The sequence below is a fragment of the Candidatus Cloacimonas sp. genome (genome assembly GCA_035403355.1).
Lineage (GTDB): Bacteria > Cloacimonadota > Cloacimonadia > Cloacimonadales > Cloacimonadaceae > Cloacimonas.
Genome location: DAONFA010000042.1, coordinates 1 through 14106, shown reverse-complemented (window position 1 = coordinate 14106; position 14106 = coordinate 1). Strand labels below are relative to the sequence as shown.

Below are 14106 nucleotides of genomic sequence, written 5' to 3'. Positions count from 1 at the left end.
GTCGTTTAGTGGTAACACTGGTGTATTGTTACCGCAATTTTTTCCGGAAAAACGACATTCTTGTCGTTTAGTGGTAACACTGGTATTCCGTTACCGCATTTTTTTTCGGAAAAACGACATTCTTGTCGTTTAGTGGTAACACTGAAGTTTCATTACCGCATACCTTCCGGTAAGGAAACAAATCGTAAGAGGTGGGTTGACGAGGATGTCAACCTTCCCAACCCTCTAAACCTTTTCAACCCTCTAAACCTTTTCAACCCTCTAACCCTTCTAAACCCTCTCAACCCTCTCAACCTTAACTTAAAATCATAATTACCCCCGACCGGGGTTGCAACATTCCTTTTGGATTTAAGGAGCCAAATAAGATTGCAGCTCCCGCGGGGATATCAATCGGCAGATAATCCAATCCGCTATTAATAAAAACCAATATTTTTTCGCCATCCGTTTCTCTTGTGAAAGCAATTGTGTTATCCGGCGAGTCAATAAAGGCAAAATGACCATCCCACAATGCAGGATGTTTTTTACGCAGAGAGATTATTTCTTTATAGAAAGCTCTAACTTCGCAGGCAATCGGGTCTTTTTCCCAATCCCAGTTAAAAGGTCTTCTATTATCCGGGTCTTTTCCTCCCTGCATAGCAATTTCGTCCCCATAGTAAATATGCGGAGCTCCGATAAAACACATCTGGAAAATTATTGCCAATTGCCAACGCTTAACATCTCCCTTACAAATTTCAAAAATGCGAGGTGTATCGTGACTACCGAGTAAATTCATCATTGCCTTTAAAGAATGGAAGGGATAAAGAGCAAGTCCGTTTTCAATTTTTTGGCAAAATTCGTCTTTGCTGATAAGTTCTAAGATAAAGTATTCTATCACCGGAGATTTGAAAAAAGCATAATTCATCACAGAATCAAAATAGCGATGAGAAACCCATTGTCTTGCCTCATACCAAATCTCTCCTACAATCCAGGCATCCGGTTTTGCTTTTTTCACTTCTTTGCGGAATAATTCCCAAAACCAGAAAGGAACTTCATCCGGAACATCCAATCGGAAACCGTCAATGCCAATTTCAATTAACCACCAATGCACTGTGGATATTAGATAATCCACTAACGGCGCATTAGGATGTGCTTCTTTAATATCTCGCACGGCATTTTCATCAGGATGGGGACGCGCAAGGTCATAATTCAAATCTGGCATATCTTTTATCCCCCACCAGCATTGATAGTATTCTTTGGGGTTAAAATCGGCAGGAAGAGGTTTCGGAAGAGGCCATTTCTTCCAATCATACCAATTCCAGTAAGGTGACTGTTTTCCTTTTTCCACACAATCACGAAAAGCCCAAAAGGTCTCCCCCGTATGATTAAATGCCACATCCAGAATCATTCTTATTCCTTTTTGGTGTGCCAGTTTCACAAAAGCCATCATCTCTTCCGTAGTAGCAAAATGAGGGTCTATACTATGATAGTCCGCACTGTCATATTTATGATTGGATTTTGCTTGCCAGAGAGGATTGAAATAAATAACATTAATACCCAAATCAAGCAGATAATCCAGCTTTTGTTGCACTCCTGCAATATCCCCGCCGTAAAAAGAATAAAAATCCGGCATTCCTTCTTTTTGCCAGGGACTTTGTTTTAAGCCGCTAATATCATTCCAGTCCTTAACCAAATGGAAATATTCTTTTTCCGGAGAAAGAATTTCTCCTTCCTGCGGTGGTTCATTACAATCCTTATAGAACCATTCTTTGAAATCGGGATCGTTATCTTTATTACCATTGTAAAAACGGTCGGGAAAAATCTGGTAGATGATGCTTTGTTTAACCCATTCGGGAATAGAGAACAGAGGTATTTTATCCGGAATTACATTGAGGGGACTTATTTCTTCTTTATCTTCCGTAAAACCTTTATTCCCGAAGTAAAGAAATTTGTTTTGATACTGAATACAAATGCTGAATGAAAAAGCCCCGCTTTGTTCCAGTAAACAATAAAAGACCTCATATAGAGGCGTTTGCCCTATTCTTTTTAGTTTTATTTCCCGGTTTGTAGTGACCAGATATATCCTCTCTGATAATTTTGGATACCAGAAAAAGCGTAGTTCATAGCTGTTTATGCCTGAACGATAAAGCTGGTAGAATTTTTCCGGGTTTTTTGTGGAAAGCCGGGAAATTATTTCTTCCCAGGTTTTTGTTTCTTCTTCTGTTTCTATTATCAGCAGAGAATTTTCTCCGCCAAAACCATCAGGAACTTTATGGGGATTGTTGGCATCAGGAATCCAGTTGCCATCTACGATAAACTTGTATTGATAAACACCTGGAGGCAGGTCTATATTCAAGGTATAGATTCCTCCCACTTCGTCCAGAGGCATAATTTCCCAGGAAGTAAAATCACCTGTTAAGCCAACTGTATGTTTTCCGGCAGTCAAGGGAGAATAGCTGAACCGATGATAACTCATACCGATTTTTTCTTTACAGTTCTTTTTTTGGATAGCGGTTGCGTAGTTTTGTTTTCTGCTTCCATATCCGTTAACGCATTGAGTGCTGTTTTTCTTTCGTTTTCCAAATGATATTTTAAATGCAAACCTGTTGCCGAAGCAGGGCAAGCTATCACATCTTCAGGGGTGCCGGTGCAAATAATTTGTCCGCCTTCGTCTCCACCTTCAGGACCCAAATCTATAATCCAATCCGCACATTTAATTACATCCAGATTATGTTCAATAACGATTACCGTATTGCCCATTGCCACAAGTTTTCGCAGCACTTTCAACAGTTTGTTTGTATCTTCAAAGTGAAGACCTGTTGTCGGTTCATCTAAAACATAAAGAGTATTACCGGTTGAAACTTTGCTAAGTTCGCGTGATAGTTTTATTCTTTGTGCTTCTCCACCGGAAAGGGTAGGTGAAGGTTGACCCAGTTTCAAATAATCTAATCCCACCTCCTGCAATGTCTTAAGCTTATTCCGAATAGCAGGAATGGCATCAAAAAACTCAATTGCTTCCTGCACATCCATATCCAGAATAGAGGCAATGTTTTTCCCTTTATAACGAATGGAAAGCGTTTCCTGGTTATAGCGTTTTCCTTTGCAGACCTCACAAGTAACAAAAATATCTGCCATAAAGTGCATTTCTATCTGTTTCACTCCTGCCCCTTCACATGCCTCACAGCGTCCGCCTTTAACATTAAAGGAAAATCTGCCTGGGGTATATCCATGCATTTTGGAAGCAGGTAATTGGGCAAAAAGTTCCCGAATAGGATCAAACAGTTTCACATAAGTGGAAGGATTGGAACGCGGAGTTCTACCTATCGGTTGCTGGTCTATAGTAATTATTTTATCTATCTGCTCAATTCCTTGAATATCATCTATTTTACCAACATTTTGGGTAGTATGATAAAAATAATTGTGCAGGTAGGGAGAAAGGGTTTGATTGATTAAACTGCTTTTTCCGCTTCCGGATACGCCGGTTATACATACCAAAAGCCCTAAAGGAATATCCACATTCAAATTCTTCAAATTATTATGCCTTGCATTGATAATGCTCAGCATTCTACCATCCTGCTTAATTCTTTTTTCCGGAACGGGAATTTTTAAGCGTCCGGAAAGATATGCTCCCGTTAATGACTTCTGACTTTGCAGAATGGTTTCCATATCTCCTGTGGCAACAATTTCTCCGCCATAAATTCCTGCCCGGGGACCAAAATCTACTATCTGGTCAGCAGCTCGGATTGTGTATTCATCGTGTTCTACAACTATCACTGTATTCCCCAAATCCCTTAGTTGTAAAAGCATTGCCACCAGTTTGGAAACATCTCTTTGGTGCAATCCGATACTTGGTTCATCCAAAATATACATTACTCCAACTAATTGACTGCCAATCTGGCTGGCTAAACGGATGCGTTGAGATTCGCCTCCGGACAAAGTTGGAGACCTTCTATCCAAAGTTAAATAATGCAATCCTACATTCATCAGAAAACCAAGGCGATTCTTTATTTCTTTTAATATCTCTTCCGCAATCAGCAGCTCGTTTCCTTGCAGATGTAGCTCGGTAAAAAAATTATATACTTCACGAATGCTCATTGCCGTTATTTCACTGATATTTTTATCCGCTATTTTAACTGCTAAAGACGCTGGTTTTAATTTCTTTCCGTTACAGGCAGGACAAGGTTTATCGCTAATATATTGAAGATAATAGCGACGCATTTCTTCCGAGGTTGTTTCATGCATTCTTCTTTCCAGTTGAGGAATGATGCCTTCAAAACGCATCAAGAATTCACCTTTGCCGTTTTCTGTTTCCCAGGCATTTTTAAATCTCCTTCCTTTGGAACCGTAAAGAATGAGCTGTTTTACTATTTCCGGCAATTGAACCCAGGGTGTGGATAGAGAAAAATTATAAGCTTTTGCTAAACTTCGCACGGTATTTAGTGTCCAGCTGTGTTGTTTGGCTTCCAAACGACCCCAGGGGACTATTGCACCTTCCAAAATGCTCAGTTGGGGATTAAGAATTATCTTATCCGAATCAAATTCCAGCTTATAACCTAAGCCCCCGCAAAGAGAGCAAGCGCCAATAGGGCTATTGAAGGAAAAACTTTGGGGAGAAAGTTCTTCAAAACCTATTTGACAATGCGGACACGCATTCTGAGCGGAAAGAATTGTTTCCTGCTTCTCTTCCGGATAATCAATTTTAACAATCCCCTCTGCCAGTTTCAAAGCCAGTTCCAGGGAATCGGAAAGACGGCTTTCAATATCTTCCTTAATCACGATTCTATCCACTACCACATCAATGTTATGCTTGCTTTTTTTGTCCAGCACGATTTCTTCATCCAAATTTCTTAACTGACCATTTATCATAACTCGGACAAAACCTTCCTGGCGTAACATTTCCAATTCGTCTTTATGTTCACCTTTACGGTTTTGCACAACTGGAGCTAAAATTTGCAGTTTAGTACCAGGTTTGTTTTGCAATAAATGGGCAATCATTTGGTCCACCGTTTGAGAACCTACCGGTCTGCCACAATTGTAGCAATACTGTTTTCCAATTCTGGCAAAAAGAACTCGCAGGTAATCGTATATCTCAGTTGCAGTTCCCACAGTAGAACGCGGATTTTTACTGGCTGCTTTCTGCTCTATGGAGATGGCAGGAGATAGACCTTCAATATAATCTACTTTGGGCTTTTCCATCTGCCCTAAAAACTGCCGCGCATAAGCAGAAAGGGATTCTACATAACGCCTTTGACCTTCGGCATAAAGTGTATCAAAAGCTAAAGATGATTTTCCCGAACCGGATACTCCGGTAAAAACTACAAGTTTATTCCGGGGAATAGTTAAATCAATATTTTTCAGATTATGTTCCTGTGCACCTTTAATGATAATCGCTGTCTTCAAATTTCACCTCATTTACAAGCAAATCTTTTGAGGTTTGACTGGCTGTCAAATGAAAAAAGAATTCTTCAGCTCTCCCCCATATTGTACCGGCGCTCGCTGTACCGGCGCTCGCTGTACCGGCGCTCGCTGTAGCGCCGAATAAAAAAACGGCGGAACAGCGTCCGCCGGTACATCCCCGCCGGTACAAAAAACGGCACCCCTGGCTACACAAATTATTCCAAACCTCTTATAAATCTATCCTCTAAATCCTGAAATCCTTAAATCCTTGTTTCTAAAATCCTAGTCCTGAAATCCTCGTTCCTAAAATCCTTGCCCTGAAATCCTTGTTTAAACATCATCTACGGGCACCCCCAAAAAAGAACTTGACGAAATAGCCATTATGGAAAAAAATCAACACAACTTTGGATGGAAGCTTGAGGAGGTTGGATGAACAACTATTTTATGGAAACCCATCATCACGAATGGATTCTAACTAATCGCAGAGGCGGTTATGCATTAGGAACCGGAAATTTAATAAATCAGCGTAAATATCACGGTTTGCTGGTAAGCAGTGATAATAAATTTAACCGTTTGCATTTAGTAGCTGGAATTGAAGAAAAAGTTGAATGGCGGGGAGAAATATTCCACCTGGATAGTAATAATTACAGCAATTGCATATATCCCGAGGGCTTTCTGCATTTAGTAAAGCCCTGGTTGCGTCCCTATCCTATTTTTTTATATTCAGCTCTTCCCCATCAAAACGACATTTTAATTCTGAAAGAAATTATGATGGATGAATCCACTAACACAACTTTAGTAAAATATACTAATTTAGGACATCATCTTTTGCATTTTGAGCTGCATCCCAAGTTTACAATGAATCCTCATCACGAGTTGAATAGACCCGGCACTCTGGATAGCTTGAATTTTATTACCGAGATACAAACGCGGGATAATTTTACCCGTTACAGTATTATCCGGCAGGATAACAATATAGCGCTATATGGTGCGTTATTATCTGGTGAAGTTATTCCCAATCGTTATGTTTATTACAATGTGTTTTATCCCTGGGAAGTGATGAGTGGCTATGAGGGTATTGGTGACCAGATAACTCTTTATCAAATTAGTTTTGACTTGAAAGTAGGGCAAAGTAATTACCTTCTTTTCAGCGATACGGCAATTGAAGATGCCAAAATCTTGATTGAAAGAATTGAAAATCGTTATGCAGAGCTTCCTAAGCCCAGGGATTATCCTGCTTCTTCTGATGAAGACGATACTTTGCTGAATACTTTAGATTATAATGATGATATTCTCTTTCCGTATGATGATTATCTGAAAATTCTGGAATTTGCCTTGAAGGACTTTTTAGCTAATGATGATATTGTAGCCGGTTACCCATTTTACGGTGCCTGGGGAAGAGATACAATGGTAGTTGTAAATGCTCTTTTACGCAGCTCCAATCAACTGGAAACAGTGGAAAAAATCCTGAATAAATATCGGGGTTACATTCAAAATGGTCTTATTCCCAATATGATGGCAGAATCGGGTAAAGAAGCAAATTACGATAGCATTGATTCTACTTTATGGTATATCATTCTCTTGTGGAAGCTGGGAAAACGGAAACAAAGAGTTAAATATTGGAAAGATGTGATTGCCTTAACAGAAGAAATTATCACCGGTATTTTGCATAATGGAACTCATCCTTTTACAATTCGTTATGATGGCTTAATTGAACTAAATTCTAATTTCGCCCACGGAACCTGGATGGATGTGCGAATTGAAGGAAAACCCGTAACTCCACGCGAGGGAGCCCCCATTGAAATAAATGCTCTCTGGTATAATGCCTTATGTTCATACGAAGCAATGTGCAACGCTTATTGCCAAAAATCCCGAAAGACCTATCAACCAAAGGAAGAAATCATTCAGCTAAAGGATTTGGTTAAGCAATCCTTGCAAAAATTCTATAATGATGGCTATCTGGCAGATAGAATTGCAGGAGAAGAATTGATAATGGAAATTCGTCCCAATGCCGTAATTGCTCTTGCTTTACCCTGGGAAGCATTTTCCCGAGACATAATGCAACAGGTTTTGGAACGCAGCTTTAAAGAACTCTATACAAACTATGGACTCCGAACTTTGAGCCCCAAAGATATTCGTTTTCGCAAAAAATATTATGGCACTCAAAGAGAAAGAGACCTTTCCTATCATAATGGCAGCGTTTGGGCTTGGCTATTAGGTCCCTTTTGTGGTTTGTATGAAAGAGCTTATAGCGGTGTGAAACCTAAAGAAGAAATAATCGCCGCGCTAACTTCTTTTATTTTCACCTTTCGCAATAGCTTTATGAAAGGACATATTGCTTCCATAGCTGAAATCTGGGATGGAGATGCCCCTCATTTTCCTAAAGGAGCTCCAGCTCAGGCATGGAGCGTAGCTGCCCTATATAATATTGAAAACTACATTCTTTTTCTGCAGGAGGGCAAATGAAAATTCTAATGTTCACCTGGGAATTTCCTCCCCTGATTTCCGGAGGTTTAGGTATGGCTTGTTACGGAATGGTAAAGGCACTGCTAAGCCAAGGAATAAAGATAGACCTGGTTTTACCTACCAAAGAAATGGTCTATTTTCCTTTAAGAGAAGAAGGTGATGCTGATACCCTGCCTGCCATTTTTTTGGAAACAGAAAAACAGAAAGAATATGTAAAGCGCACTTTCTCCACAATGCACGAACGCCTGGAATATATTGGAATATCGTCACATCCGGAAAGCTATTTTAACCTAAGTGAAATTAAGGACTATGTAACTTCAATTAAAAAAACCACTTGGCTTAGTGAAACTGTTACTACTGAAGAGCAGAACATCTTCAGCGAAATGACTGCTAATTTGATTGGTGAAGAAGACCTGATGCGTAAAGTGCAGGAATACACTATCCGCGCAAATCGTTTTGCTCGCATTTTGGATTATGACCTAATTCATGCTCACGATTGGCTAACCTATCCCAGCGGAATTTTGGCTAAGCAAATTTCCCGAAAACCTTTGATTGTCCATATTCATGCTACTGAATTTGACAGAGCCGGAGGGACTGGAGACGAAAGAATTCATAAAATTGAACATTTGGGAATGACTTATGCCGATAAAGTTATTGCTGTTTCACAGTATACGGCACAGATGGTTATGAGTCGCTATCGGATAGATACAGGTAAAATTCGCATAATTCATAATGCCTTCACTGTTTCGGAAGCCACATTACACAATAAAAAACGCATTTTTAAGGGACCTACTATTTTATATTTAGGAAGAGTAACTCTGCAAAAAGGTCCCGATTATTATCTGGATATAGCGGATAAAGTTCTGAAAGTGCATCCCGAGACAAGATTTATCCTTGCCGGAACAGGAGATATGCAAAGGCAAATTTTACGCCGTTCAGCTGCATTACGCTTAAAGAACCGTTTTCTTTTTACCGGCTTTCTCAATCGGAAACAGGTTGAACGCATCTTACAGGCAGCAGATATTTATGTTTTACCTTCTGTTTCCGAACCCTTTGGCATTTCTCCGTTGGAAGCAATGGCTTATGGAATTACAGCAATTATATCCAAACAATCAGGAGTTGCCGAAGTTGTGCATAATGCTTTCAAGATTGATTATTGGGATATAGACCTTTGGGCTGAAACCATCAATCATCTGATTGAAAATCCTGAAGAATGCACCAAAATAGGGATGGAAGGAAGAAAAGAAGTGCAAAAAATTGCGTGGGAGGATGCAGCAGATAAAATTCGCTCACTTTATGCTACAACTCTTTCCGAATACAGTAAGCATTTTTAATTTTAAGGAGACCGCGATGTTAAATATTGTGTTTTATTTTCAAGTGCATCAACCCTATCGCCTCAATCATTTTAATGTTCTGGATATTGCCCATAATGCCAAAATTTTTGATGATAAGCTGAATGGCAATGTAATGCGTAAAGTTGCTAATAACTGTTACCTGCCCACTAACGAGCTGCTTTTGGAGCTTATTGAAAAATACGAGGGCAGGTTTAAAGTTGCTTTTTCCATTACGGGAACTGCGTTAGAGCAATTTAAACTCTATTCTCCCGAAACCCTTGATTCCTTCAAGCGTTTAGTTGATACCGGCTGTGTGGAATTATTAGGAGAGACCTATTTTCACTCTTTGGCTTTTCTTTTTGATACCAATGAATTTCTTGACCAGGTTTATCTTCATCGGGATTTGATGCAAAAAGAATTTGGCTATTATACAACTACTTTCCGTAATACGGAGTTAATCTATCAAGACCGTCTATCCGATGTTATTTTTGAAATTGAGGGCTTTAAAACCATTATTACAGAAGGCGTGGATAGAATTCTCCAGTGGCGCAGTCCGCTATATGCCTATAAGAACTATTCCAAGAATGTTAATCTGCTGTTGAAATATTATCAATTAGCGGATGATATTGCTTTTCGTTTTTCCAATCGAGATTGGCCTGAATATCCTTTAACCGTGGATAAATTCGTCCATTGGATAGACCAGCTTACCTTAGCTGAAAAAGGCGGGAAGAACCTGTTTCTGAATCTATTTATGGATTATGAAACCTTTGGAGAGCATCAATGGGCTTCCACCGGCATTTTTGATTTTATGCGCCATTTCCCTGAAGCCGTGTTAGCAAGAGACCATCTTGGTTTTGCTCATCCGAAAGATATTTCTCATTTGGCAAATTATCAACAGGAATCCCTTTCTTTTCCGGAACCTGTTTCCTGGGCTGATGAACAACGCGATATTTCTGCCTGGCTGGGAAACGAAATGCAACAAAATGCCAGTGAGACCTTGTATGAATTGCTGAATAGAATTAAAGAAAAAGGCGATGAGGAATTATTGAGAACTGCTCGCTTGCTTAGCACTTCAGACCACTTTTACTATATGTGTTCCAAATATTTTCAGGATGGGGATGTGCATAAGTATTTCTCCCCTTACGATTCTCCCGACCAGGCCTATATCTATTATATAAATGCTTTAGCAGAACTGGAAGAGCTGCTTTTAAGGTAAACAATAATGAAAGGAAAAATCTTAATTTTAGAAGACGACACAGTTCTTTCTGAACAAATTGCCAATGTAGTTAAACATTATGACTACGAAGCAATGCTAACTGTAAATAGTGACCAGTTTTTTGATGTCTTACGCAGTTTCCAGCCGGATGTAATTCTTCTGGATGTTTTTTTAGTCGGTTCCAAAATGAATGGCATTCAGGTTTTGCAACATTTGAAAAACGATATGGACTTAAACTATAAGGTAATTGTTATCTCAGGTGAAGTAACTTCATCTCAGATAAGCGAAATCCGTGCTTTAGGTGCTTATCACTTTATTGAAAAGGGCTCTGCATTTTCCATCAATCAATTGCTGTTACATATAGAAAATGCCATAACCCTGAAAAAGCAGGAAGAAGAGCATATCGGTTTGCAAATTGAATATATCAACCTCAAGAAACAGTTTACAAGAAGCTTCCCTTTTATTGGTGAAAGTGAGGCAATAAAAAAAGTGCGGGAACAAATTACACGCCTTGCCTCCGTTGATGAAGATATTTTCCTGATTGGCGAAACAGGCACTGGAAAAGAAATTGCTGCCAACTATTATTACATCTATTCGCCTCGTTTTGGCAAACCTTTTCATACCGTGAATTGCAGTGCGCTTTCCGAATCTCTGATAGAATCGGAACTTTTTGGCCATATCAAGGGTTCTTTTACCAGTGCCGACCGTAGCAAAATCGGCTTTTTTGAAGAATGCTCCAATGGCATTCTCTTTTTAGACGAAGTTACCAATCTCTCGCTGATGTCGCAATCCAAAATCCTGCGTGCTATTGAAAACAAAGAAATCCAAGTAGTAGGCGGAAACCTGAAGAAAGTAGAAACGCGTCTTATTTTTGCCTCTAATGCCGGGCTGGATAAGCTCTCCGATGAAAATATATTTCGCAAAGACCTTTTTTATCGCATTGAAGGCAATATTGTGAAACTTCCTCCTTTGCGGGAAAGAGATGATGATATTTTACTTCTAATTTGCTATTTTCTCACCAGTTTTTCCTCTCAATACAGTGTGATGGACAGTTTAGACCTGCCTGCTCTGAAAGATGTTTTGCTTAGCTATTCCTGGCCTGGAAATGTGCGTGAACTGCGAAATTTCTGTAAGTTCATAATGATTAATGAAAAGAAAATAAATAATAATGTAATCAAGAAGCATCTCCAGCAAAAGAATAATCAATCCCTCTATTACCGAAACTCCGATAATGCAAAGTATCTCCGCATCCATAATATTAAAGAAAGCGTTGCCTCTTTTGAAAGAGATTATCTGATGTATTACCTGACTTTGCATAATTGGAAGGTTTCCCAAACGGCGGATGCTATAGGACTTGAACGCACAACTCTATATAAAAAAATTAAAGCTCTCGGAATTAACCATTTAACAATGGAGGAATAACTTGCTGCAGGATAATATGGGCTTGAAAATTCTCTCTCTTTTGATTGCTGTTTTTGTGTGGCTGCAGTCATTACTTATCTCCGAACAGCAAAGCACAGTCAATTTGCCTGTTGCCTTAAGCTCCATTCCCAAAAATATAACTTTGTCTAATGTTCCTAAGGTAATACCTTTTCAAGTGCGTGGAAGGGGCTTGGAAATTATCAAATTGAAATTTTCGCATTCGCAGGTCTTGCTTGATGCCAGTAAAATCAAACCTGGAATGGATGTTATTTCTGTTAGCGATTATACTGTTGACCTGCCGAATAATATTCAATTGGAAATCTTGGGTCCAGTAGAAAAACAGGAAATCCCCATTTACGCTGATGTGTTTTATCAGAAAAAAGTGCCTGTGGAACTTTCTTTTGCTGATTCCTATACGCGGGAACATTTTGCTGCTTTACATTATACTCTTATTCCCGAGCAAATTACCATCTCCGGCTCAAAAAGCATAGTTCAGCAAATTGACCACCTGACTACTGAACCGATTTCCCGTTCTTTACTTGATAAGCGAGAATTTACAGTGAAATTGAATCCTCCGGATAACGAGGTCTCAATCCTTGAAAAACAGGTGAAAGTGTATTTTTCCACTTCTTTTCTCACTACTAAAATTATACCTGATAAACCCGTAATTTTACCCCCGGGAAAGAGTTGCATACCCTCTACCGTTACTATAAAGCTTTCAGGCGATTCCGAAATCCTGAAAAACCTGCAGGACGCAGAAATTAGTGTTACTGTTTCTTCTCAATCTGATGAACAGGGTTTTTATCCGGTTACAGTGAAAACTCCGGCTAACATAAAAATTGTAGCTGTCACCCCTCAAAAAGTTCGCCTTAAATAAATGCCTGCAAAATATATTTTAGCTTTTGAATCATCTTGCGATGATACTTCTGTGGCTATTCTGGATACCGACTACAACATTATCGTGAATCTCATTTCCAGTCAACCGGAACATCTGGAATTTGGAGGCATCCTACCTGAACTGGCTTCTCGTTTACATCTCAAGAATATTGTAACTTTAACCCAGTCCGCTCTGCAATCTTCTAAGCTTAACTTACAAGATATCAGTGCAATAGCTGTTTCTATCAATCCTGGCTTAGTCGGTTCTTTAATTGTCGGTTTAGCTTTCGCCAAAGGCATTTCCTGGAGCTTATCTTTACCCTTGATAACAGTAAATCATCTATTATCGCATATTTTTGCCAATTTCATTGAACATAAAGAAATTACCCCTCCTTTTTTAGCCCTCGTTGTTTCCGGTGGGCATACGGAACTTGTCCATTTTGATACTCTAACCACTTTTAATGTAGTAGGAAAAACCCTTGATGATGCAGCTGGAGAAAGTTTTGATAAAGCTGCAAAACTTCTTGGCTTGGGCTTCCCTGGAGGTCCTGTTATTGATGAACTAGCTAAAAGTGGAAATCCCGCTTTTATTCAATTCCCCCGAGCCCTACCGCAAAAGAATAATTTTAATTTCAGTTACAGCGGATTAAAAACGGCAATTCGCACCTGGTTGATAAAGCAAAATCCAGAGACCTTAACTAAAAATTTGCCGGATATTGCAGCGTCCGTGCAACAGGCAATAATTGAACCCTTAGTAAATAAAACAGTGCTTTACGCAAAACAACACAAAATACCCTACATTCTTCTGGCAGGAGGAGTTGCAGCAAATTCTGCCCTGCGCCGACAACTTACCGTATCTGCTGCAAAATACGGAATCAAGGTCTTCTATCCTTCCCTCGCATTATGTATGGATAATGCAGCTATGGTTGCCGCTGCAGCGATACCTAAATTCCAGGCAGGACACTTTGCACCCCTTTCAGTAAATGTATCCTCTCTTAAAGGAATCCGCCAGGTATAGACAAAATTACTTCTCACAGATTACACGGATTACACAGATTTTAGAATTAGGATTTTAAGATAAGGGTTTTTGAAACGAGGATTTAAGGATTTCAGGATTTAGAGGATTTAATAGGTCTGGGATGAACAGGATTGTAGGGATTTTATGGGATTTAATAGGTCTGGGATGAACAGGATTGAAGGGATTTTATGGGATTTAATAGGTATGGGATGAACAGGATTGTAGGGATTTTACAGGATTTAATAGGTTTTAGATAACTTGTGTAGCCGGCGGATGCTGCTCTTTGTACCGGCGGACGCTGTTCCGCCGAAGTTGTGTACCGGCGGACGCCGTTCCGCCGAAAGACAATTTGCCGGAAAATCCCTTTATTCCTTCTTTTACAGTATCTTTCATTATAACCT

8 protein-coding genes are annotated in these 14106 nt (G+C 39.5%); 6 read left to right on the top strand and 2 right to left on the bottom strand.

Annotation, left to right across the window (positions count from 1 at the left end; translation table 11 throughout):
• Positions 1-295 precede the first annotated feature (295 nt).
• Both PLE33_08570 and uvrA read right to left on the bottom strand, forming a co-directional pair.
• Positions 296-2452, bottom strand: a complete 2157-nt coding sequence (locus PLE33_08570) for an alpha-amylase family glycosyl hydrolase (protein HPS61295.1) — start codon at positions 2450-2452, stop codon at positions 296-298.
• On the bottom strand, positions 2449-5376 hold the full coding sequence (gene uvrA, locus PLE33_08565) for an excinuclease ABC subunit UvrA (protein ID HPS61294.1): 2928 nt from the start codon (positions 5374-5376) through the stop codon (positions 2449-2451). The genes PLE33_08570 and uvrA overlap by 4 nt, the downstream gene beginning before the upstream one ends.
• Positions 5377-5802: 426 nt before the next feature.
• Between uvrA and PLE33_08560 the strand changes: the two genes are divergently transcribed.
• From PLE33_08560 to tsaD, 6 genes are read left to right on the top strand one after another with little or no spacing between them, the layout of a single operon-like run.
• Positions 5803-7839 (top strand): amylo-alpha-1,6-glucosidase, encoded by a 2037-nt coding sequence (locus PLE33_08560; GenBank protein HPS61293.1) that lies wholly within the window; start codon positions 5803-5805, stop codon positions 7837-7839.
• Positions 7836-9173 (top strand): glycosyltransferase, encoded by a 1338-nt coding sequence (locus tag PLE33_08555; protein HPS61292.1) that lies wholly within the window; start codon positions 7836-7838, stop codon positions 9171-9173. Before PLE33_08560 ends, PLE33_08555 begins: the two co-directional genes overlap by 4 nt.
• Positions 9174-9189: 16 nt before the next feature.
• A complete protein-coding gene (locus tag PLE33_08550) occupies positions 9190-10389 on the top strand; it encodes a glycoside hydrolase family 57 protein (protein HPS61291.1) in 1200 nt (399 codons plus the stop codon).
• 6 nt (positions 10390-10395) lie between these two features.
• Entirely contained in the window at positions 10396-11811 is a 1416-nt protein-coding gene (locus tag PLE33_08545; GenBank protein ID HPS61290.1) for a sigma-54 dependent transcriptional regulator, read from the top strand.
• A gap of 1 nt (position 11812) precedes the next feature.
• Complete coding sequence (locus tag PLE33_08540) at positions 11813-12688, top strand: CdaR family protein (GenBank protein ID HPS61289.1); 876 nt, start codon at positions 11813-11815, stop codon at positions 12686-12688.
• A complete protein-coding gene (gene tsaD / locus PLE33_08535; GenBank protein ID HPS61288.1) occupies positions 12689-13705 on the top strand; it encodes a tRNA (adenosine(37)-N6)-threonylcarbamoyltransferase complex transferase subunit TsaD in 1017 nt (338 codons plus the stop codon).
• The last annotated feature ends 401 nt before the right edge of the window (positions 13706-14106 follow it).

Excerpts from the sequence above, each read along its gene's own strand:
- PLE33_08570 (HPS61295.1), bottom strand. The coding sequence starts at position 2,452 with ATGAGTTATCATCGGTTCAGCTATTCTCCCTTGACTGCCGGAAAACAT.
- PLE33_08560 (HPS61293.1), top strand. The coding sequence starts at position 5,803 with ATGAACAACTATTTTATGGAAACCCATCATCACGAATGGATTCTAACT.
- PLE33_08555 (HPS61292.1), top strand. The coding sequence starts at position 7,836 with ATGAAAATTCTAATGTTCACCTGGGAATTTCCTCCCCTGATTTCCGGA.
- PLE33_08550 (HPS61291.1), top strand. The coding sequence starts at position 9,190 with ATGTTAAATATTGTGTTTTATTTTCAAGTGCATCAACCCTATCGCCTC.
- PLE33_08545 (HPS61290.1), top strand. The coding sequence starts at position 10,396 with ATGAAAGGAAAAATCTTAATTTTAGAAGACGACACAGTTCTTTCTGAA.
- tsaD (HPS61288.1), top strand. The coding sequence starts at position 12,689 with ATGCCTGCAAAATATATTTTAGCTTTTGAATCATCTTGCGATGATACT.